Annotated in this window: 22 protein-coding genes; 18 read left to right on the top strand and 4 right to left on the bottom strand. The window is 60.6% G+C overall.

Annotation, left to right across the window (positions count from 1 at the left end; translation table 11 throughout):
- The first annotated feature begins 31 nt into the window (after window positions 1-31).
- Genes P3G66_RS12085 through P3G66_RS12075 form a run of 3 tightly spaced genes read left to right on the top strand, consistent with a single transcriptional unit; the run spans window position 32 to window position 1965 of the window.
- A complete protein-coding gene (locus P3G66_RS12085) occupies window positions 32-559 on the top strand; it encodes an SRPBCC family protein (protein WP_054187956.1) in 528 nt (175 codons plus the stop codon).
- Between the two features lie 51 nt (window positions 560-610).
- Window positions 611-1198 (top strand): TetR/AcrR family transcriptional regulator, encoded by a 588-nt coding sequence (locus P3G66_RS12080; RefSeq protein ID WP_276116588.1) that lies wholly within the window; start codon window positions 611-613, stop codon window positions 1196-1198.
- Window positions 1195-1965, top strand: coding sequence for a glucose 1-dehydrogenase (locus P3G66_RS12075; protein ID WP_003945779.1), 771 nt, complete (start codon window positions 1195-1197; stop codon window positions 1963-1965). The genes P3G66_RS12080 and P3G66_RS12075 overlap by 4 nt, the downstream gene beginning before the upstream one ends.
- A 44-nt stretch (window positions 1966-2009) precedes the next feature.
- On the opposite strand, the gene P3G66_RS12070 is transcribed toward P3G66_RS12075, so the two are convergent.
- The gene (locus tag P3G66_RS12070) at window positions 2010-2495 is read right to left on the bottom strand and encodes an RNA polymerase subunit sigma (RefSeq protein WP_276116587.1); all 486 of its coding nucleotides are present in this window, start codon (window positions 2493-2495) and stop codon (window positions 2010-2012) included.
- A 384-nt stretch (window positions 2496-2879) separates the two neighbouring features.
- Here P3G66_RS12070 and P3G66_RS12065 point away from each other — a divergent pair, with 384 nt between their 5' ends.
- Together P3G66_RS12065 and P3G66_RS12060 are read left to right on the top strand one after the other, a co-directional pair.
- Entirely contained in the window at window positions 2880-3767 is an 888-nt protein-coding gene (locus tag P3G66_RS12065; protein ID WP_276116586.1) for a class I SAM-dependent methyltransferase, read from the top strand.
- Between the two features lie 184 nt (window positions 3768-3951).
- The gene (locus P3G66_RS12060; RefSeq protein ID WP_276116585.1) at window positions 3952-5358 is read left to right on the top strand and encodes a serine hydrolase; all 1407 of its coding nucleotides are present in this window, start codon (window positions 3952-3954) and stop codon (window positions 5356-5358) included.
- A gap of 81 nt (window positions 5359-5439) precedes the next feature.
- Here the strand turns inward: P3G66_RS12060 and P3G66_RS12055 are convergent, their stop codons facing one another.
- Entirely contained in the window at window positions 5440-6393 is a 954-nt protein-coding gene (locus P3G66_RS12055; RefSeq protein WP_276116584.1) for a hypothetical protein, read from the bottom strand.
- 150 nt (window positions 6394-6543) lie between these two features.
- Here P3G66_RS12055 and P3G66_RS12050 point away from each other — a divergent pair, with 150 nt between their 5' ends.
- From P3G66_RS12050 to P3G66_RS12005, 10 genes are read left to right on the top strand one after another with little or no spacing between them, the layout of a single operon-like run.
- On the top strand, window positions 6544-8130 hold the full coding sequence (locus P3G66_RS12050) for an ABC transporter substrate-binding protein (protein ID WP_276116583.1): 1587 nt from the start codon (window positions 6544-6546) through the stop codon (window positions 8128-8130).
- The gene (locus tag P3G66_RS12045; RefSeq protein WP_276116582.1) at window positions 8127-9158 is read left to right on the top strand and encodes an ABC transporter permease; all 1032 of its coding nucleotides are present in this window, start codon (window positions 8127-8129) and stop codon (window positions 9156-9158) included. The genes P3G66_RS12050 and P3G66_RS12045 overlap by 4 nt, the downstream gene beginning before the upstream one ends.
- Window positions 9151-10044, top strand: coding sequence for an ABC transporter permease (locus P3G66_RS12040; protein ID WP_276116581.1), 894 nt, complete (start codon window positions 9151-9153; stop codon window positions 10042-10044). Before P3G66_RS12045 ends, P3G66_RS12040 begins: the two co-directional genes overlap by 8 nt.
- A complete protein-coding gene (locus tag P3G66_RS12035; protein ID WP_276116580.1) occupies window positions 10041-11039 on the top strand; it encodes an ABC transporter ATP-binding protein in 999 nt (332 codons plus the stop codon). The genes P3G66_RS12040 and P3G66_RS12035 overlap by 4 nt, the downstream gene beginning before the upstream one ends.
- Complete coding sequence (locus P3G66_RS12030; protein ID WP_276116579.1) at window positions 11036-12016, top strand: oligopeptide/dipeptide ABC transporter ATP-binding protein; 981 nt, start codon at window positions 11036-11038, stop codon at window positions 12014-12016. Before P3G66_RS12035 ends, P3G66_RS12030 begins: the two co-directional genes overlap by 4 nt.
- Window positions 12017-12075: 59 nt before the next feature.
- Window positions 12076-13035 (top strand): serine hydrolase, encoded by a 960-nt coding sequence (locus P3G66_RS12025; protein ID WP_003945892.1) that lies wholly within the window; start codon window positions 12076-12078, stop codon window positions 13033-13035.
- The gene (locus P3G66_RS12020) at window positions 13035-13826 is read left to right on the top strand and encodes a creatininase family protein (RefSeq protein WP_276116578.1); all 792 of its coding nucleotides are present in this window, start codon (window positions 13035-13037) and stop codon (window positions 13824-13826) included. The genes P3G66_RS12025 and P3G66_RS12020 overlap by 1 nt, the downstream gene beginning before the upstream one ends.
- Window positions 13823-14917: a serine hydrolase domain-containing protein gene (locus P3G66_RS12015; protein WP_065456069.1), complete on the top strand. Its 1095-nt coding sequence runs from the start codon at window positions 13823-13825 to the stop codon at window positions 14915-14917. Before P3G66_RS12020 ends, P3G66_RS12015 begins: the two co-directional genes overlap by 4 nt.
- A 52-nt stretch (window positions 14918-14969) precedes the next feature.
- Entirely contained in the window at window positions 14970-15815 is an 846-nt protein-coding gene (locus P3G66_RS12010; protein WP_064112942.1) for a M55 family metallopeptidase, read from the top strand.
- A 13-nt stretch (window positions 15816-15828) separates the two neighbouring features.
- Window positions 15829-17097 (top strand): FAD-dependent oxidoreductase, encoded by a 1269-nt coding sequence (locus P3G66_RS12005; RefSeq protein ID WP_065456070.1) that lies wholly within the window; start codon window positions 15829-15831, stop codon window positions 17095-17097.
- On the opposite strand, the gene P3G66_RS12000 is transcribed toward P3G66_RS12005, so the two are convergent.
- Window positions 17057-17782 carry a GntR family transcriptional regulator gene (locus tag P3G66_RS12000; RefSeq protein WP_081305440.1) on the bottom strand — a complete coding sequence of 242 codons (726 nt, stop codon included), beginning with the start codon at window positions 17780-17782 and terminating at the stop codon, window positions 17057-17059. The two genes, P3G66_RS12005 and P3G66_RS12000, sit on opposite strands and share 41 nt — an antisense overlap.
- A 1273-nt stretch (window positions 17783-19055) precedes the next feature.
- On the opposite strand from P3G66_RS12000, the gene P3G66_RS11995 reads away from it, so the two are divergent.
- Window positions 19056-20234: a glutamate--cysteine ligase gene (locus tag P3G66_RS11995; protein ID WP_276116577.1), complete on the top strand. Its 1179-nt coding sequence runs from the start codon at window positions 19056-19058 to the stop codon at window positions 20232-20234.
- Here the strand turns inward: P3G66_RS11995 and P3G66_RS11990 are convergent.
- A complete protein-coding gene (locus P3G66_RS11990) occupies window positions 20228-20383 on the bottom strand; it encodes a DUF6131 family protein (protein ID WP_003945912.1) in 156 nt (51 codons plus the stop codon). The genes P3G66_RS11995 and P3G66_RS11990 overlap by 7 nt on opposite strands.
- A gap of 145 nt (window positions 20384-20528) precedes the next feature.
- On the opposite strand from P3G66_RS11990, the gene P3G66_RS11985 reads away from it, so the two are divergent.
- On the top strand, window positions 20529-20732 hold the full coding sequence (locus P3G66_RS11985) for a hypothetical protein (protein WP_003945456.1): 204 nt from the start codon (window positions 20529-20531) through the stop codon (window positions 20730-20732).
- Between the two features lie 77 nt (window positions 20733-20809).
- The gene (locus tag P3G66_RS11980; protein ID WP_042452503.1) at window positions 20810-21892 is read left to right on the top strand and encodes a M48 family metallopeptidase; all 1083 of its coding nucleotides are present in this window, start codon (window positions 20810-20812) and stop codon (window positions 21890-21892) included.
- Window positions 21893-22080: the final 188 nt, after the last annotated feature.

Raw genomic sequence — 22080 nt, 5'->3', positions numbered from 1 at the left:
ACACGCTGGACAGAAAGAACCTGAAACCGAAATGGCTCGCGAACTTACCGTCTCCGACAGCATCGTCGTCAGCTCCGACGCGCTTTCCCTCTACGAGGTCATCAGCGATCCCACTCGTATGGGTGCCTGGAGTCCCGAAAACATAGGCGCAACCTTGCGGGGAGACCGCGAAAGCGCTTTCCTGGGCATGGAGTTCGACGGGCACAACAAGCGTGGGCGCGCGCAGTGGACCACGCGATGCACAGTCACCGCTGCCGAGGCCGGGAAGCTCTTCGAATTCCGTGTTCACAAGATCGGCCTCAGTACTCCCCGGATCCCCGCCTCTATCGCAACCTGGCAGTACCGATTCTCGCCGGTGCCCGACGGAACCCGAGTTACCGAAACGTGGACCGACGACAGGCGCGGCTGGCCGGACTTCGCCGCCGACATGTTCGACAAAATTGCCACCGGAGGAAAAACCTTCGCCGACTTTCAGCGCGGCAACATCCGCAAGACGCTCCTGAACCTCAAGAACGCAGTTGAGCAGGAGGTTTCCGGAATCGAAGGCAACGTCGGCTGACCGGCCGACACCATTTGTGGCAGTTTCTGCCACTTTTGGTACAGTGCGGATATGGCAACAGCCCGCCGCACTGCACTACTTCTCCGCGTCTCGCAGAGTTGTGCTGCCGCTTTCGTCGAACGCGGCGACACTTCGGCGACCATCGCGGAGCTCGCCGAGCGGGCAGAAATCTCCGAGCGAACGTTCTACCGTTGCTTCGCCACCAAAGAGGAGAGCATCTGGCCGATGCTCGACGAGGGAAACCGCAGTCTGGCCACCGCACTCAGCGCGCAAGCCCGCGAATTCGGGCTCGCAGCGGCTGTGAAGAATGCTTTTATCGCATCGGTCGGCGAGTCCTTCGAGCCGATGACCCGGTCACTGATGCCCATCATCTTCGGTGATGCGGCACTCCGGAGAGTTTGGGAATCAGCAACTTTCGAGACGATGGAACTGATCCGCCCAGAAGTCGCACGCCTGATCGACCGTCCGGAAACCTCGCTCGACACCACAGCGGCTTCGGGCCAGGCAACACTTGCGGTAGTCGCCGCACTGCGTGAGATGGCAGACCTCCGGACGCCCGCACCCGAGGCCATCACCCGCGCGCTCGGGGCGTTCTCGAAGCCATATCTCGCAACACCTACAGGTAAGGAACAATCATGACTCAGGATCTCTCCGGAAAAATCGTTCTCGTCACCGGCGGCGCACGCGGCCTGGGCGAGGCGTTTGCCCGCGGCATCGTCGCGGGCAACGGCCGCGTCGTCATCGGCGACCTACTCGACGACGACGGTCGAGCAGTGGCCGAATCTCTCGGCGACGCAGCGCGTTACGTTCACCTCGACGTCACTGATCCAGCGTCTTGGAAGTCCGCCGCCGAGTACGCGGTATCCGAGTTCGGCGCGATCAACGGTTTGGTCAACAACGCCGGAATCTCGGCGTCCGGCCAGACAGTCGCCGAGGAACCACTCGAGACGTTCCAGCGCATCATCCAGATCAACCTGGTGTCCGTGCACACCGGTATCCACACGGTGGTGCCGTTCATGAAGGCAGCCGGCGGCGGATCCATCGTGAACATCTCCTCGGCCGCCGGCCTGATGGGCATGGCTCTGACCAGCGGTTACGGCGCAGCCAAGTGGGGCGTGCGTGGGCTGAGCAAGATCGCCGCCGTCGAACTCGGCCGCGACAAGATCCGGGTCAACTCGGTTCACCCCGGCATGGTCCTGACGCCCATGACTGCACCGACGGGTATCAGCCTCGAAGAGGGCGCATTCCCCAACAATCCGTATCGCCGTGTCGGTCGCCCGGAGGAGTTGGTCGGCGCGGTCACCTACCTGCTTTCCGACGATGCCTCGTACACAACGGGTTCCGAGATCGCCGTCGACGGCGGTTGGACTGCCGGCCCGTCGATCGAATACATCGCCGGCCAGTAAGGGAGGGATCCGTTCCCGCCCGAATCTGCGCATTCCGAACGCCCTCAGGGGAATACCAAGCTCTCCCTGATTGCATTCGGAGAAGACAACTTTCGCAGTCGCCGCAGCGCCCGATGCAGGTTGAGCGACACCTCGTCTGTCGTACGGGCAAGCGACGTTGCGGTCGCCTTTGTATCGAGCCCGACGATCAGCCGCAACACCAGGACATCGCGTTCGACAATCGGGAGCGTTGTCGGAGGCGGGAGCGATCCACCGCTGAACCCGTCGGATGCCGCCCGAGCAATCGCGATGCTTGTACTCGCGTACAGCACGCGTAGAAAAGGCTGATACGTCTCCGATCCGTCGCACACTGCCGTGAGAACGGCGACGCACGCGGCATCCGCGGCGGAATCGGAAACGGCCTGATCAAGCTCGGCGCGGCACCGCAGCACAACCATCGGATGAAACGCCGCATACAAACTGGCCATGGACTCACGGCTACCGCTCCGCGCCGCGGCGGCCAATACATCCAGCGAGCCTTCCTGCAACATGGGCTCACATCTCTCTTTCTCGACGGGACATTCGTTGTGCGGTCCGAGAGATCAACTGGAACCGAACGGTCCCACGAAGTGGTTCCGGCGGATGGTCATGCCACGATCAATCCCCTGCCCGAAGGATTCTCGAGGCTCTCTCTCAGCCCTGAGGCACACACCAGTGAAGTCCTGCATCCTTGCCGCTCACTGGCACTGACCTGGCAAATTCCTGGCAGGATGCTGATTCAAACCGAACGCCTTGCACTGCAGAATTTTTCGATCCGGTCAGCGTGTATTTGCTGCTCCAAGTCCGACCGTTCCGTTCCAGGCGACGAGGGGTCACACGGGCGTAGGGTCGAGAGAGTTCGGCTCAGTCGTCAAGAGCGGAAGGACACCCAGACAATGCGGAGCGATGGAGATACGTGGGACATCGTCAGTAGCGTCGGACTTACTGCGCTGGCAGTGGCAACGTTCCGAGCACTGGAGAGCACCCGTCCGGACGCGATCATCGAAGACAAGTTCGCATCGTGGTTCGTAGAAGCTGCATCCGAGCCGCATTTCACAGCTCTTCTGAAAGATCCCACGCTCCTCGAGGACACCCCCTTCGGCGGTTTCATGGGGTTGCGAACCAGGTTCTTCGACGAATTCTTCTCGTCGTCAACCGAATCCGGAGTAAGGCAGGCGGTAATCGTTGCAGCAGGGTTGGATTCGCGTGCGTACCGGCTGGATTGGAGCTCAGGATCGACGGTATTCGAAGTGGATCAGCCAAAGGTGCTGGAGTTCAAAGCCGAAGTGCTCGCGGCGCACGACGCCCAGCCGAAGACCGATAGACGCACTGTGCCTACTGATCTGCGAAACGACTGGCCGGCCGCACTCGAGGCGGCTGGTTTCGACCCGAACGAACCCACGGCCTGGTCGGCGGAAGGCCTGCTCGCCTATCTCCCCGGCCCGGCCCACGACGCCCTGTTCGAGCGGATCGACAAACTCTCGGCCACCGGTAGTCGCTTGGCGGTGAACGACTTTCCGGCCGGAACCGACCCGAGCAAGCTTGCGGCCATCAGATCCAAGTACTTCGCCAAGGACCCGTTCGGAGACCTGGACATTTCGCAACTGTTCTACAGCGACAAGCGATCCGATCCGGGCCAGTGGTTGGCTGAACACAATTGGACTGTCCGACGCTTCAGCTCGGTCGAGTTGGCAGAACTGTACGATCGCCGGATCCCCGAACTCCCCGAAGAAATCGCAGCGCTGTCAACGCAACCCTCCTTTTTGGCCGCGACCAAGAACTAGCTCTCTCAGTCATCACGAAAGTTTCTCGAGTGCAGCCTTTCTCCCATTTGTCCAGCTGCAAGGTGCGTGTCACCACTACAAGTGGTTGACGGTACTCCAGGATGAAGCGATTCAGTACCTCAGGCTGAGTATGTCTACACCTCAGACGGACGCGCGCCGAAGAGAATGCTGATGAAATAAGTCCATGAATCTCGAACACACACGCAGGAAGAGTCGTCCACTCACGTTGGTGGCACTTGCCTCCGCAGCGGTATTCGCCCTTGCCGCATGTACTTCCGGGACCGATTCCGCACAAACCTCCGAAAACAGCACAAAGGTCTCCGCCACCGAGGCACCCGCAACGGTCACGATCCCTGACAGCGCCGTCGGCAAGCAGATCACCTGGCTTCTCAGCGCGGTCAACACGAGCACACCCTTGACCCAAGAAGGAATCGCCGAGCATTTCGGGCCCACCGCACCTGTTGTCCTGACACCTCCGGACTTCGACTCCATCCGAGCCGGACAGCCATGGACCACAGTGAATTACAGGGGAGGCGACACCGACGGCACAGTTTCCATCACCAGCACCACCGGCGGTGCGTTCGACATCAACGTCGTCGTCGACGGCAACGGGCTGATCCTCGGAATGGCGATCACACCGACCAAAGAAGATCATGTGCCGGCCGCATCGTGGCCAGAGCTCGAGGCAGCTGTCAAAGCGCTTCCCGCGCCGACCAATCTGACCGTCACCGAGGTCACCGAAGGAAAGAACGCCGCAGTCTTCAGTGTCGGCGACACCGCACCCCAGCCCACAGGGTCAACGATCAAGCTGTACGTTCTCGGCGCGGTCGCGGCGGCTGTCGAGAACGGGACACTCTCCTGGGATCAGAAACTCACGATCACCGACGACCTCAAATCGATGCCCGGTGGGACCCTGCAGGATCTGCCATCGGGAACTGAAGTCACGGTCCGGGAAACCGCCGGCAAGATGATCTCGATCAGCGACAACACCGCCACCGACATGTTGATCGCTGCTGTCGGGCGCGAGCAGGTCGAAGCCGAATTCGCGCCGATGGGCATGGCGGATCCTTCCCTCAACATCCCGCTCAAGCCGACCCGCGCACTGTTCCAACTCGGCTGGGGTGACGAAGGCGCACAACGTATCGCTTGGCGCGACGGAACTCCTGATGAGCGTCGAGCGATACTCGCGGCGCTGCCGGGTGGTCTGGTGGACATCCCGGCGTCAGCATTCACCACCCCCGCATGGCCTTTCGACATCGACTGGTTCGCCAGTCCGGCCGACCTGCGTGCCGCGTTGGTCTCGTTACAAGAGATGGCGAAGACCGAGAGCGGAGCACCGGTTCGAGACATACTCGCCGAAGATCCGGCGCTCAGCGACGAGTCCGCGAAATGGTTCACCTACGGCGGATTCAAGGGCGGCAGCTCCATCGGGGTCCTCGCGGGTGCCTATTACGTGGAACACGACGATCGTGCCTGGGTTGTCACCATGCAAACTCATGGTGACGACGCTGCACTGGTTGCCGACCCAGCTCTGTACTTCGATCCGGTCGACGACGCGATGCTCTTGATCCAGAAGGATGCAACCAGCTAGAGCGCACTTCCCAGCTCGACCACATATCACCGAAAGGCCTGTCCCGACAATGCGAATCGTTGGGGCAGGCCTTGTCATCCCTCAGGAGAGTACGACGCTCTCGAGTCTGTCGGCGATCGCTTTGCAGACGCCCCAGTCGAGTGCTGCACACCCGACCGACTTGAACACCGTGCGACCGTGACGCTCCACGCCGGATTCCATTACCGCGCCCAGTGATCGGAGGTCGGAGATGGGGAACTCTCGCTCGATTGCCGACCTGACTTCGCCCGATCCCTCCAGACATCCGGCTACGTCGTCGAGGACGGTGACCGTCGAAGCATCGATGAGCCCGGCAGGGAGTTCCGTCATCGACGGACGGAAGGATCCGACTGCATTGACGTGGACGTTTGCCGGCAATGCTTCCAGGTCGAACAACGGTGACGTGGCGCCGGTCGCGCAACACACCACGTCAGCATTTCCGACGCATTCGTTTGCCGATCCTGCTACCGAGAGCCGGAGTCCTGGATGCCTCACTTTTGCTTCGTCGACAAAGCGTTGTGCATGCGCGAGAGTCCGGCTGTATACCGAAATCTCCTCGAATTCCCTTACTGCGCAGCAGGAATCAAGTTGTGTCGCGGCCTGGGCGCCGGAGCCGAGGATCGCCAGACGCCGGACCTTTTCGGGCGCCAGCACGTCCGTTGCCACACCGGAGACCGCACCGGTTCGCAGCGCGGTGAACCGGTGGGCCTCCACGCTGAACCGCGGAAGTCCGGTGGCTCCGTCGTACCAGAGCACAGTTCCTTCGATGCGCCTGCTTCCGTCGATGTCGTAGATCGTCAGCGTCTTGACAACGGCGTCTCGGGTGGTCCGATGCAGTGCGGACATCACGAGCAACTGGCCGTCCGCCACGACCGTTCGCGGTGGTTGTTCGAGCCGCCCCTCGTGAAGTTCGGTGATGGCACTGGCCACCGCTGCGACGGCGACCCCGACGGGAATCAACGAGTCGAGCCTGGCGAGGGCGATGTGTGGAGCCACTGCATGATCTTCGATTTCCATCGTTTTCCGATTCCGTTTCTCGGGGTGTACTTCAGGGCTAGTTCACTGAAATTCCTTGACATCCAATCGGTAAGGTATTACACCTAATGCATCCTCGCAAGGCTCCGTACGAACCCGCCGTTCCGAACGAACGGCCCGAAGGTGGATCTGATGGACAAGACAATGACGCGGTTCTCGAGGCGTACCGCTCTGGTGGGAACTGCAACTGCACTCGCACTGGTTCTCGGTGGTTGTTCAGGCGCAGCTAAAGACGCCGGCGCCTCGTCCGAGGCCGCCGGCGAGCCGCAGCGGGGCGGTGAACTGCGAGTTTCGATCGGCGCAGAACCGATTGCACCTGCGTTCGACATGGGAACAATGGCCGTCACCTCGGTGGGCACAGCATCGATCGCTACCCTCGCGTACAACGGTCTGGTCGACTTCAAGGACGGTCAACCGGTACCCGAACTCGCTACGTCCTGGAAGCAGACCTCCCCCACGCAGTACGTCTTCACCCTCCGCGATGGTGTGAAGTTCACTGACGGAACGCCGTTCGATGCCGAAGCAGTCAAATTCAATCTCGATCGATTGCTCGACCCGAATGGAACCGGTGCGAACCTGCCGCCGTCTTTGGAATCGGTTGAGGTCAGCGCACCCCATGAAGTAACCATGAATCTCTCGACCCCCGCCGGTGGATTTGTCGCCTCGTTGCGCCGTGGACGGGTGATGATGATGTCCCCAACCGCCGTGACGCAGTACGCCAAGACCGACCCGTTCAAAGCTTCGGTGGGCACCGGTCCGTACAAGTTCGAGGAGTACAAGACCGGTCAGTACATCAGGCTCGTCCGCAACGACGATTACTGGGCTGACGACAACTACCTGGATTCGATCAAGATCTCGATCCTTCCCGACCCGACCACCTCGATGCAGGCATTCGTCAACGGGGAACTCGATGTTCTCGGTGTGACACCGGCCCAACTCGCACAAGTCAAAAGCCGAGGCAACTCGGTCATCAAGACGTCGATCAGCAACACGTTCAACTACGTCAGTTTCAACCAGGCGGTCAAGCCTTTCGACAACGTCGACGTACGCCGCGGGTTCTCTGCAGCGATCAACCGTGACGGTATCGCACAGGGCATTTACCAGGGATACGCCGATCCGGCGAGCGGGCCCCTCAGCCCGAAAATCGGCGATGCCTACTCGGACCTCTCCGGTCTTGCCTCACAGACGTTTTCAACAGACAAGGCAAAGGAATTCCTGAAGAACGGAAACTTCGACCTCGGTACGACGGTTCCGTTCAGCACCTTCACCCAGACTCCGTTCTCGACAGAAGCCGATGCGGTTGCCGAACAGCTCCAGAACGTCGGCATCAAGGTCGACCTGAGCAAAGAGGAGTTCGGATCCTGGGCTCAGAAGATCTACACAGCAAAGAATTTCACGGTCATGAACAGCGGTCAGACCACGGCCACCGTCGATCCCGACGAGATTCTCTACCCCTTGTTCCACAGTAAGGGCGATCTGAACGCCTCTTCGATCAACGATCCCGAACTCGACAAACTGCTCGACGCTGCTCGCGCCGAACAGGATCCGCAGCAACGGGCACAGATGTACCAGCAGGCATCCAAGCTGATCGCGGACAATGCCTACGCAGCGTTCACCGTGTACCCGCAGAAGATCGCCGCAACCAGCCCATCGGTCGGTGGATACGAATTCACGGACGGTGGCACCAATCCACTGTCGAGGGTTTGGCTCGCCAAGTGAGCGTGATCGAAGCGGTACCTGATTCCGATATGCCGCCGAAGGAGCGAGAGCCCGCGCCCTCGTCCGGCCGGCTGCGTCGAATCGCGCGCACCCTGTTGGTCAATGCCGCACAACTGGGAATCGTCGGACTCGCCGCAACATTCCTGATGTTCGTACTTCTTCGGACGATCCCCGGGGACCCCGCTCGCACAGTGAGCGGGCCGGGCGGATCTGTCAGTCCTGAGCAGATCGCACGTATTCGTTCCGAACTCGGTCTCGACAAGCCGGTGGTGGTCCAGTATTTCGACTGGCTGTCCGCCGCCGCTCGCGGCGACCTCGGAAAGTCGTTGGTGCTCAACGACTCGGTGACGACCTTACTGTCCGACCGCATCGTCGTAACACTCCAACTGGGCATGTATGCGCTTGGCTTCGCATTGTTGGTCGCGGTACCACTGAGCGTCCTCGCTTCGAGGTTCACCAGCGATCGCGCGAACCGGAGTGTCCGACTGGTCGGAACGCTGGGTATCGCAGTACCCAGCTTCTGGTTGGCTCTCCTGTTGATCATCGCGTTCCAAAACGTCTTGCCGACGTTTGGATACTCGTCGATCAGTGACGGTATCGGTGCGCATTTCCAACACATGATTCTTCCGACCATCGCGCTGGGTGTCGGTATGTCGACTCTGCTCTTCGAGACCACGCGCGCATCCTTGATCGGAACACTCAACTCCGATTACGTCCGGACGGCAAGGTCATTCGGGATTCCCGAGCGTCGCGTTTACTCTCGATACGCACTACGGAACGCGCTACTTCCCACCGTGACCATCGCCGGACTGGAGATGGGCGCGCTGATGGGTGGAGCGCTCCTCGTCGAAAATGCTTTTGCCGTACCCGGCATGGGCCGGCTCCTCGTTCAATCCGTCTTGGCTCGCGACTACACAGTGGTGCAGGGTTGCATCCTCGTGCTGGTCATCGTTGTCGTATCCGTAAATCTTCTGATGGATGTCGTCTATTCCTTCATCGATCCCAGAGTCAGGACCGACAATGACTGAGTCATTCGGGGCTGCGCTTTCCCCGTCTTCGCCAATCGCGCCGCGAACCCGTCAGCGGCGTCGATTCATGGCCCGCATTCTCTCCCTACCCGGACAGAAGCTGGCGTGGAGCATTCTGTTCCTACTGGTGTCAGCTGCCGTGCTCGCACCTGTACTCGCGCCGCACTCCCCCAACGTCCAAGATCTCACGTCGACTCTCGCCCCACCCAACGGTGAGCATCTCCTCGGCACCGATGATCTGGGTCGAGATCAGTTGAGCCGTCTACTGTTCGGACTCCGCACCTCACTCGCCATCAGTGCTGCAGTGACATTGGGCGTCATGATCATCGGGCTACCACTCGGAATGCTGGCAGGCTTCACCCGTGGAATTGCGAATACCGTCATTGCCCGGGTCATCGACGTCGGGCTGGCTTTGCCTTCATTGCTGCTCGCACTGGCGCTCATCGCCGCAATGGGAGCGGGGGTCACCAGTACGGTCATCGCTCTCGTTGCGGGCTACACGCCGTATCTCGCACGGGTTACACGCAGTGTCGTACTCAAGATTCGTGAAGAGGAATACATCGACAGCGCAGCCGTGAGCGGAGTTCCGACCTGGCGCATCATCGTTCGGCACGTCACGCCGAACATGATCGAATCAGTGTCGGTTCAGCTGACCCTGATCTTCGCCTTCACCGTTATCGCCGAAGCCGGGCTCAGCTTCGTCGGCCTCGGCATCCAGCCACCGACCTCGTCTCTGGGCAACATGCTCGCCCTCGGGTCGACCCACAGCATCGACCTGCCTTTGATGTCGATAGTCCCCGGATGCACCATCGCCCTCGTCGTCATCACTTTGCTGGTCTGTGGAGACGGCCTTCGCCACGCGCTCGACCCGAGGAGCAACCGATGACGATACCGCTGCTGTCGATCACGGATCTCCGTGTAGCACTGGCAGACAATCCCGCACTGCGACCAGTGGACGGAGTCAGCTTCCACATAAATTCGGGTGAGAGCGTCGCACTGGTCGGTGAGAGCGGCTGCGGCAAATCAGTGACGTCGTACTCCGTACTCGGCCTCCTCGAAGGCTCCCTGGCGGCACATGGAGAGATGGTCTTCGACGGCCGGCAATTCGACATGTCCGACCGTGGTGCGCTGGCCCCGCTTCGAGGCACCGACATTGCGATGATCCCCCAGGACCCCGGAACCTCGCTGAACCCAGTGGTGAGCATCGAACGACAACTCGGCGATCTCGTACGTATACATCACAAGGTCACCAAACGCATTGCAGGCAAACGAGTACACGAACTGCTTGCCCGAGTCGGGATTCCGGCCCCGGATCGGGTCGCCGGTGCCTTTCCTTTCGAATTGTCCGGTGGGATGCGCCAACGTGTACTCATCGCAATGGCTCTGGCCTGCGAACCGACGATGCTCATCGCCGACGAGCCGACCACCGCATTGGACACAACAGTGCAAGCGCAGATCATGGATCTGTTGCACAGTCTCATCGAAGACGAGGGGATGTCCATGATGTTCATCTCGCACGATCTCGGGCTGGTTGCACAACACTGCAACCGGGCGTACGTGATGTACGCGGGCAAGATCGTCGAATCCGGATCCGTCGACAACGTACTGCGTGAACCGGAGCATCCGTACACGCACGCACTGGTCGACTGTTTGGAAAGCATGAACTCGGGTGCTCGGCGTTTGAAGACGGTACGAGGGATCGTGCCGCCGTTGTCTGACCGAAACCACGGTTGCCACTTCGCCCCACGCTGCGACCGTGCGGGCAACGAATGCCTTTCAGGCTCGCCCGAACTCGAAAGAAGTGGACACAATCTCGCGGCCTGTCTCCACCCGATGACCGGCTCACATCAGCGCGTCTTGGCAAGTGAGGTGGCTCGATGACCAAACACCAGTTAGTTTCCACACACGAAGTGGCCCGCTTGGAAGGGATCACCCATTCCTTCCGGACACGTCTGGGCGGCCGCGCCGTGCAGGCGCTTCGGGGCGTCGACCTGTCGATCCCGGCAGGGCGGTCTCTCGGACTGGTCGGTGAAAGCGGAAGCGGCAAGTCCACTCTCGGTCGAGTTGTGACCGGCCTGCTCGAGCCGTCCGGTGGCAACCTGCAAATACTGGGGCAGCGTGTCACCGGCAAGTCCTCTCGCAAGCGAACCCCGGGATCGGTGCAGATGATCTTCCAGAACCCGCGCGCATCGATAGATCCGAAGCTGCCGATCTGGCGTGCCGTCGCCGAACCACTACGCATAGGCGGGCATTCGGCGCGTCGCCAGGACGTCGACGATTTGCTCGACCGTGCCGGACTGAGCGCTTCGTACGGAGACATGTACGCACACCAACTTTCGGGTGGGCAGTGCCAGCGAGTGGCGATCGCACGCGCCGTCGCAGCGAAACCGAAACTCATCGTCGCCGACGAACCTGTCTCCGCCCTGGACGTTTCGGTGCAGGCGCAGATTCTCAACCTCCTCAAGGACATTCAAGAGGACTCCGGAACATCCTTCCTTTTCATCAGTCATGATCTTGGAGTCGTTCGATTCTTCTGCGACGAGGTTGCCGTCCTGTATCTGGGTCAGGTGCAGGAGTACGGTTCGACCGAGAGCATTCTGACCGACCCCGCACACCCGTACACACGCGCATTGGCCTCGGCATCGCCGACACTGTTCTCCGAAGCTGCGCGAGAGCGAATCATCCTCACCGGCGAGCCCCCGAAGCCTGACAACCCGCCGGGCGGCTGTGTCTTTCACGAGAGATGTCACCTACGCATCGGCGCGATCTGCGACACGGTTTCGCCCCCGACCTATTCCACGCCGTCAGGTGAGGCGCGTTGTCATCTTTACGCCCCGCCCAATTCCGCGAGTTCATGAACACGTCACTGCCTTGACCGAAACATTCTCCTTCACACCAACCCCCGGAACGGAATACCATGAGCACCAATCCCCTCAGGATCCTCGCCTCCATCGCCGACGTGTGTGACGACGCAAACGCCACCGTTGCGTTTCACGTCCGCAGCCTCGACGGAAACCTCGAAATCGGTTCCGGCGCCGATGCACGTTCGGTGACCGCCTCGACCTACAAAGTCCCCGTCATGCTCGAGGTCGCCGCCCAAGCATCCGAAGGACGCATACAACTGGCCGACCGAATCAAGGTCCCTGCAGACAGGCGCACCATCGGGCCCTCCGGGATTTCAGCGATGACGGACGACGTGGAAGTATCCATCCGGGACTTGGCCCTGCTCATGATGCAGGTCAGCGACAACACCGCCACTGACATTCTGCAAGAGATGGTAGGTACCGAGAACATCATGAGCCGACTCCGCGCGCTCGGATTGAACTCGACCTCCATCACCACCGATTGCGAAGGCATCATTTCGCTTGCTCTCCAGGAACTCTCGACCGATGAATACGCAACTTTGCAGAACACCTCCACCGGCAACCCGTTCGGGCTTCCCGAGGACGAGTTCGTCGCGGCCATCGCAGCAGGCGAGTCGTTGAACGCGCGCGGCGGTAACACCAGTACCCCTCGTGAGATGACCGAACTGCTCAGCCTCATCTGGACGGACAAGGCTGCAGACGCCGAAGCCTGCGCAGAAGTACGCCGAGTGATGGGCCTGCAGTTCGCGCCTCACCGCCTCTCCTCCGCGTACGTCGACGGACCGACGATCTCCGGCAAAACCGGCACGTTCCTTGCCGGGGTTCGCAACGAGGTGGGCGTCGTCGACTTCGGCGACGAGGATCTCTACGTTGTAGCGATCTTCCTGAGGGACAAGAACAACTACATGCGTAACAGCAAGGTGGACGCGGCAATCGGGAAGATCGCCGCACTTGCGATCGACAGCCTTCGGAACGCAAGCCGCGACGCCGCTGCGACGGCGGTAACAGCCTGATGAGCCCTACGCTCGGCGCACCCCCCTCGATGGCGGAGATGACGTGGACCCAGATGCAGGAGGCGATGAACGACGGGATCCGCAACGTCATCTTCGCGGTGGGAGCGACCGAACAACACGGCCCGCACCTGCCTCTGTCCACGGACACCCTGATCGGCACTGCCACTTCGCTTGCCGTCGCCACACGGATCGGGGCGACAATGGTGGCGCCCACCATCGCGTTCGGAGTTTCCCCGCACCACATGTCGTTTCCCGGAACGGTCTCTCTGCGCGAGGCGACGTTTCTCGACGTAGTCGAAGATTACGTTCGCAGTCTCGCCGCTCATGGGTTCGACAATATCCTCGTCATCTCGAGCCACGGCGGCAACTTCGAACCCCTCGCGCATCTGATCGAGAGAGTCGGACCCCGGATCGGCGAGACACGGTTTCATGCGCACACCGATCTTCTCCAGTTGCTCGCAGCTTTCGAAGCAGTGGCTGAGGAGGATTCGATCTCTCCCGAGGCCTGCGGTTCTCATGCCGGCGATTTCGAAACATCGATAGTCCTCGCACTGCGACCCGACCTCGTCGACATGAACGCCGCCGAGCCCGGATTCCTTGGACGCTTCGACAAGGACACTGCCACCGCGTTGTTCGACGGCGGGACAAAAGCATTGTCGGTGAACGGTATCTTGGGCGACCCCGTCGCCGCACTGGAGTCACGCGGCGAACGGTACCTCGAATCACTGACCACCGTTGTCTCGGAGTACTTTCGTACCGAGATCGCCCAGCACGAGGGACGCAAAAGATGACTGTCGACGTACAGCGGGTGGTTCAGGCCGAACTCGACGCAATGGTCGCCGCAGACACCCAACTCGGCATCCAGGTTGCGGTGTACCAGCACGGTCAGTTGATCGTAGATGCCTGGTCCGGGCACACCGAACCCACTCGAAGTGCGCCCGTCCGAAGTGACACCTTGTTCCCGATCTTCTCGTGCAGCAAAGGTCTCATGTATACGACGGTGCATCTGCTTGCCGAACGCGGCGAACTCGACTACGACGCACGGGTCAGCGACTATTGGCCGGAGTTTGGACAGAACGGCAAGGGAGAGGCGACTATTCGACAGGTCCTCGTCCACACGTCCGGAGTCCAGGACATAACACACGACTTTCACCTCGACAACTGGGACGGCACCTGCGCTCGCCTGGCCGAGTCCGAGGCGATGTGGACTCCGGGTAGCGAGACCGCGTACCGCGGACTGTCTTCCGGATTCGTTCTCGGCGAGGTAGCAAGTCGCGTGTACGGGAAGCCCTTCGGCCAGATCGTCGCCGAACTGATCTGCGAGCCTTTGGGTATCACGGATCTGTTCTTCGGCGTCCCTCCTTCGGTTAGGGACCGCATCGCGGTTCTCGCGAACGACGAATCAGTTCTGACCGGTCCCGCGTCGAGCCCTGATACTCGGATCATGGCGGAGCTCTTCAACACTCCGTCGATTCAGGCATCAGCTGTCCCTGCCGGAGGTGCCATCACCTCCGCTCGATCCTTGGCCAAACACTATGCGTCGTTGATCGGCGATGGTGTGGACGGAGTGCGTCTACTCCCGCCAGCGCGGACCACTCTGGCAACGACGCTGGAAACCGATGCGTACGATCAAACGCACAAGGCGCCGGTCCGCAAGGGTTTGGGTTATCTACTGGGCGACAAAGGGATTGCAATGGGCGGACGGTCGAATTCATTCGGCCACAGCGGGTTCGGCGGTTCGTACGGGTTTGCCGATCCGGACTACGGTTTGAGTTTCGCGCTCACGAAGAATCGACTGGTTGCCACGACGCCTCTCGAGGTGCCGGCCTCGGTCGTCCTGGCGAATACGGTACGAGAAGCTTTGTCCATCCCGAACGGTTGACCGCCCCGGACCGAGTCGTCACGAAGACAATCGACAAACGGAGAGTCTCACTATGCACGTTTATATTTCGGTGGACATGGAAGGCATCGCAGGAATTGCGACGCTCGACCAGATAGTTCGTGGAGGTCACGGATACCAACGTGCGCAAGCACTGATGACGGCCGAGGCCAACGCGGCAATCGCCGGAGCATTCGACGCGGGCGCGCAATCGGTGCTCGTCAACGACAGTCATGGAACGATGGACAATCTGCTGCACGCCGAACTGGATCCGCGGGCGCGGGTTCTGTTCGGATCGCCGAAACTGCAGTGCATGGCAGAGGGTCTCACCGCTGAACACGACGTGGCCCTTTTCGTCGGCTACCACGCTCCTGCGGGTGGTCCGGGTGTGCTGGCACATACGTTCTCGGCTCTGTTCACGGATGTTCGTCTCGACGGCAGGACCGTGTCGGAAAGCGATGTGAACTCGCTCTACGCGGCTACTCACGGCGTGCCGGTCGGCTTGGTCACTGGAGATGACGTGATCTGCGGGTTGGTCAGCGCTACGTCTCCTTCGACCGAAACCGTCGTGGTGAAGCAGGCGCACGGGTGGTCTGCTACCAACTCGCTTCCGCCGAGTCTGGCGTGCGCAGCCATTCGCGATGCATCCAGACGAGTTGTGCAACAGTGCGACTCGCTGAAGCCGACGGAGTTACGCGACGAGTGGGTCCTCGAAATCGTTCACCCGACAACAACTGCTGCGGAGATGGCGGAGGGTGTCCCCGGTTCTCGGCGAACGTCAGATCGAACCATCGAGCATCGCTTGAACACCGTCGACGACATCATCGGACTGATCACCGTCAACTATCAATTGGCATCTGCCGGCCTCCGCGGACAGATGACGATCGCCAACCGTCAGTAGAGGGCAAATTTCCATGAGAGTGACCGTTATCGGTGCCGGTTCGATCGGGTTGTGTTCGGCGCTGGCTTTGGCTGCCGAGGGAGCCGACGTGTGTGTAGTCGACGCGAGGGATGCGGGAACCGGCGCGTCGAGCCATAACGCCGGGTGGGTCGTCCCGAGCATGTCGGCCCCCGTCCCTGCCCCCGGAGTACTGACCCAATCGTTGAAGTGGATGCTGCGTCCTGACAGCCCGCTGTACATCAGCCCCAGCCGCGACCCTCGCCTTGCCTCCTTCTTGATTGCGATGCTTCGCAACTGCACCACAACGAGATTCGAATCCGGTCTGCGAAATCTGATGGCACTCAATCATCGGACTTTCGAGCTTTTCGACGAACTCGAGCGCACTGGGCTTCAGTTCGAAAACCACCGATCCGGATTGGTGCAGCTGTTTCGCACACAGAAGTCGCTCGACTCCCACGCCGAAGAAATGACGCTGGTGCGAGCACTCGGCGGTGACGAATTCGACGTACACACCAGTGCCCGAACGGCTCAGCTGATGCCGGGACTCTCGAGCTCGGTCGTCGGTGGGATCGTCTGTCCCCACGAGAGATTCCTCGACCCCGCAGCCTTCGTCGAAAGCTTGATCACACAATGCGAGAGCCTCGGGGTCGAGATCGTGGAAGGCACCGAACTCACACTGTCAGCAGACTCCGCCGGCAACGTGACAGCTTCTGGAGTAGAACGGCCGATGACGTCCGATCATTTTGTGGTCGCGGCGGGCACCTGGAGCGCCGATGTGGTGCGAGCACTCGGGTACACACTCCCCGTCCAATCCGGCAAAGGCTACGGTTTCGACGTTCCACCGATTTTCCCCGTCGGTACTCGGGCGTCGTATCTGTCGGAAGCCAAAGTTGCCGTCACGCCGTTGTCCGGTGCGACTCGACTGGCCGGCACCATGGGATTCGGAGGCCGAAGTGAACACATCGACAAGCGAAGGGCCGGAGGCATACTGACCTCGGCAGCCGACTATTTCGACACCTGGGAACCTCCGCAGAATGCAGTCCCGTGGACAGGGCTACGCCCGATGACACCCGACGGGATGCCCATCATCGGTCGCTTACCTCACCATCCGAATGTCACTGTCGCCACCGGCCACGCGATGCTCGGTATAACCCTCGGCCCCGTCACCGGAGAGTTGGTCGCTCGCAGCGTGTTCGGCCGAAGCCTCCCGGCCTATGCCGGCGTGTTCGGGCCAGACCGCTTCAGTCGGACTTTTCGGAGCGTCCGGCCCACAACCCGCTGACGTGGTGGAGGTGTGCAGTCATGACAGCTTCGGCCGCAACCGGATCTCGTGATTCCAACGCCTGCAGGAGTTGATCGTGCTCCCGAGCCGACCCGACCAAGTCCTTGCTGCCTGCAATGCCTTTCAGCCCGGACAGGCGAGTCTGATCGCGCAACTGCTCCACCACCTTGACCAGCCGTGCGTTACCCAGTGCAGCCAACAGCTCCAGGTGGAAGTCCTTGTCCAGGGTCAGGAATGAGACCAGATCCCCCTCGGCCGCGGCGTTCTCGACGCGCTTGCTCAGCTTCCAGAGATCGGTGAGATCCAGCGGGGGTTCGAGCACGGCAACCTTCGCCATTGCAGGTGGCTCGAGCATCAGCCGGACTTCGACGATGTCCGCGAGTTCGTCATCCGTCAGTTCGACGATGCGAAAGCCGCGGTTCCTCACCATCTCGATGAGCCCTTGGCTCTTCAGATCGAGTAGAGCCTCACGCACCGGGGTGGGCGAGACCTCGAGTTGCGCTGCGATGTCGCCAATCGCGTAGAGCCGGCCGGACTCCAGTTCACCGCTCGAGATCCGGGCCCGAAGCAGTCTCGTGGCATCGCTGCGCAAGCTGGTCCGTGCCAGTGGTTGGAATACGGCACTCTGCTTTTCGTCGCGGATACTACGATCTGCGCTTGAACCGGCCGGCTGCTTCGTCCCCATACCTGCACCCTAATACTCATCGATGTCCAATATGTAATACCTAACATTTTATGTGACAAAGATCGTTCCAGCTCGCACCGATGTGCAAGCTGAGTCCGCCCCGGCCGAGATACCGAGCTCAGTTCCCGGCTGGGTTGACAGATCCGGCTGGGCTGACAGATGGGGTCCTGATACAAAGAAGCCGCTGCGCATCCAGTGTCATCCGGATGCACAGCGGCTTCGCTAAGTCTTAGCCCGTGGGGGTCTCGGTCTCGTCCGACGAGAATCCGTCGAAGAATGCGATGACCTTCTGAAGAAGTGCCGCGATGTCGAAATCTTCCAAGCTACCCATTGCGTTCGTCCTTTCGTTTAACACTGAGGATGAAACGTGCATCTTGCAATTTCCAATGTAAAGCATGAAAAGCATTATTTCTCGACCGCGCGACACTTCGGTCGCAAATACGTCACTCAGCAAGATATGGGCAAATCACCGGAAATAACAGCTCCCACCCGCAATATTTCGGTCTTCCGCAACCCGCTGAATTCCCCAATTAGCAAGTGGGTAAATCTTGAGAAAAATTTCCCGGCGCGTCGATCACGAAAGATATTCCTGGTGAAACTCTCAATCCAAGAACACAAAGGCAGAGGAAGCTCCGACACAGCTGACACGCAGTTTTGCCCGCCTTCAAGAGTCGTCATCCACGCACATAGTGGACACTCGTATGCGATAACGAACCGGTAGCAACACAATCCCAGGCACTTTCTCCCATCTTCTGACTTTTACTCATGACCACTGAAGATTTGCGCTGGTGAAAGGCAATACCAGTTCGAAAGTTCCACAACTTCTCCGGATGCTGTGCACGCGATTAACTGATCAAATATCTGTTGACTCACCGAACCCACACACTCCGCCAGAACGTCACATCCGAATGCTGGACGTTAGTTTAGATGGGTTCGTATTCTCGGAATCTGCTCGATAACGGCGGCCCCACGGATAAAACCGAGACTGCACCACCGCAGGCCGCCAGGTCATGATCCGCGACTCGGCGAAGGGTGTGCGGACAAGTCCACACGAGGGTGAAATAGGGGGTGAGACATGCCTTGGGGTCTCGTTTTACCGAGTCCGACACAGTACGTTTTCCCAGGCACGCCAGTCCCCAGATTCATACGGTGTGCAAGGACTCGTTGACGCTTCCGAGATGTTGGCAAGGCCGACCACAGGCCCCGTTCTCCCGACGAGAACGGGGCTTCCTCGGGTCGGTTTCCGCCTTCGACCGACCGGGTAGACGCGAGCATGGGCGCCACCTGCTCGGCCGAATCTACCGCTGGCCGCCACGAATCGACGACCCCGACCGTCGGCGTCGAAGAAGAATTCATCCTCGTCGACCCAACCTCCTGGTTGCCGTCCACCGACAATGTTGCGGTTGCGGAAACCGCGTCGACACTGGGGTTGGATCTTCAACTCGAGTTGTCCCGCTGCCAAGTCGAGACCAACTCTCCCGTGTGCCATGGCATCGACGAACTCCGAACCCACTTGATCGACATGCGTCGGCTCGCGGCAAAAGCTGCCGAGTTGAACGGCTGCAGGCTGTTGGCCGTCGGCGCACCGCTTTCGGGGCCTTCGCGTTTCGAGATCAGCGACTCGCCTCGCTACCGCCGGATGGGCGAACGCTTCGGCGCCCTCGCTGCCGAACAAAGCATCTGCGGTTGCCACATCCATGTGGGCGTCGCTGATCAAGTACAGGCCGTGCAGGTCTGCAATCACGTGCGCATCTGGTTGCCCGCCTTGTTGGCACTGAGCGCCAATTCCCGTGTCCACCAAGGAGTCGACACCGACTTCGCGAGTTGGCGGGCGATCCAATGGTCCAGGTGGCCAGTCGCCGGGCCGCCGCCGTACTTCGAGACCACCGGGGACTTCGACACCGCGGTTGCGAAGATGGTGGATTGCGGCGTGATGCTCGACAAGCGGATGGCCTACTGGGATATCCGACCTTCCTGCCACCTACCGACCGTCGAGATCCGAGTCTGCGACGTTCAGCCGACAGCAGAGGACGCAGCGCTACTTGCAACCCTTGGACGGGCTCTGGTGGCAACTGCGTTGCGCGCGATAGACCGGGGCATCGAGGCTCCGAACATTTCCCTCGAGAGCCTCCGCCTCGCAACCTGGGTGTCCGCGAAGGAAGGCGTCCTGGGAGCGTCGATCGATCCGATTACCTCACAAAGAATTTCAGCCACGGAACTGTTGCACCGGCTCCTGATCCATGTCCGTGACTCCCTCGACGAGGGGGGCGAGTACGCGAGCGTGGAGTCGGCGCTGCAGCACAAGTCAGTCACAGGCAACGGCAGCGACTGGCAACAGCGAACGCTGCACCAGGTCTGCCTTCGGGAACTGATTGCGCGTGCCGTTCAGCGCACCGTACCGACCGCGCCGACTGGCACGGATACGCACGACGAGCCGACAACGGATCAGTAGTAATGCCGCCGACCACCGATGGCGTGCCCAGCCGCGCCCAGCGCGTACAGGATGATTCCGATCACCAGCAAGACGACACCAATCGTCCACAGGATCGGAATGTTCACCACGAAACCGATTATCAGCAGGATCACGCCGAGGATGATCATCACAAGCTCCTTCAGTGCGTTCACTCGGGCGGATACGCCCGCCTCGAGCCGCATACACCGTGGATACCCGTCGGCAGAGCGTTTCATACCCACTCTGACCGGGTATTTCGCTGGGCACCATTATATTTGAAGAATCGAGCCCGCCATGATGAGAATTGTGACTCTGATCGTTCTGATCTGGCTGATAGTCGGGGCCGTCGCGGCCGGCCAACGCGGCTACTACAGCAGTTCGCCGACCAACTGCGCCGGCGTCGGGACCATCGCGCTCACGGTCATCGCGGGTCCGCTGAACTACTTCGGCGTCAACCCCAAAGTCACCGATTGCACGCTCCCCCAGCCCACCGAGTGAGCTGCCGGAAATCCACGCTAAACCGACTAGTCGTTACCCTGGAGGTGAGTCGACACACATCGAAGTGAGGGGCCACCATGACCACTGCACCAGATCGCACCCGAATCGAGTTCCCGGACATCAGCTCGCGTGCGTGGGAACACCCAGCCGATCGGGCTGCATTGGTGACGCTCCGGACGCTTCGGGGGTTCGACACTGTCCTGCGGACGCTGTCCGGACTGCTCCAAGAACGTCAGCACCGCCTCATGTACCTCGCCACGTCGGTGCGAGTCGACGAACGCCAGTTCAGCGACCTGAACGACCTGCGCCGTGACTGCGTCGACATCCTGCAGGCCGACGAGACACCCGAGCTGTTCGTACTCCAGACCCCGATGGTCAACGCCTTCACCATCGGCATGGACAAGCCGTTCATGGTGGTCACTACCGGCCTATTGGACGTGATGAACTACGAGGAACAGCGGTTCATCATCGGCCACGAACTTGGCCACGCGCTGTCCGGTCATGCTGTGTATCGGACCATCCTGATGCATTTGATGCGACTGGCCGGAACCATCGGATGGCTGCCCGTCGGCGGGTGGGCATTGCGCGCGATCATCGCCGCCCTCATGGAATGGCAGCGCAAGTCAGAACTGTCCGGTGATCGTGCCGGACTGTTGTGCGGGCAGGACGTACACACCGCGATTCGCGTCCAGATGAAATTGGCGGGCGGATCCCGAGTCAGTGAAATCGACATCGACGCGTTTCTTGCCCAGGCCGCCGAGTACGACGCCAGCGGCGACCTCCGCGACGGTGTACTCAAGCTCCTCAACATCGAACTGCTCTCTCACCCGTTCTCGGTGCTTCGCGCCGCCGAGCTCAAGAAGTGGGTGGACAGCGGAGACTACGCCGCGATTCTGCGCGGAAACTACCCCCGTCGCGGCGATGACGACGGAGCGAAGATCAGCGACGAGTTCAAGAATGCAGCCAAGACCTACAAGCAGAACTTCGACGAGTCGGAGGACCCTTTGATCCGCATGGTGCGCGACATCGGTAGCGGATTGGGCGGTGCGGTGGGCGCCGTGGGGAATGGCGTCGGCGATGTAGCGTCGGACATCAAGGAACGATTCACCCACTGGCGCAAGAGTTCCGACAGGTCGAAGGGCACTGACGACGCCGAGTAAGCAGAATCGGGACCTGCCGCCGAAGGCAGTCGGCGGCAGGTCCCGGGCTCTTGGCGTGAAGGTGATGCAGGCTTCCCTCTGCACCACCCTCACGTTCACAGACAGTACCAGCAGTCGAACAAACGTGCGAACTGAAAGCGGTCGTGTCGAATCACCGGTTGTCGGGTACGCGGCATAGGACCACTACA

The sequence above is a fragment of the Rhodococcus sp. C3V genome (assembly GCF_029269915.1).
Classification (GTDB): domain Bacteria; phylum Actinomycetota; class Actinomycetes; order Mycobacteriales; family Mycobacteriaceae; genus Rhodococcus_F; species Rhodococcus_F qingshengii.
This window is presented reverse-complemented; position numbering and strand designations above follow the sequence as displayed.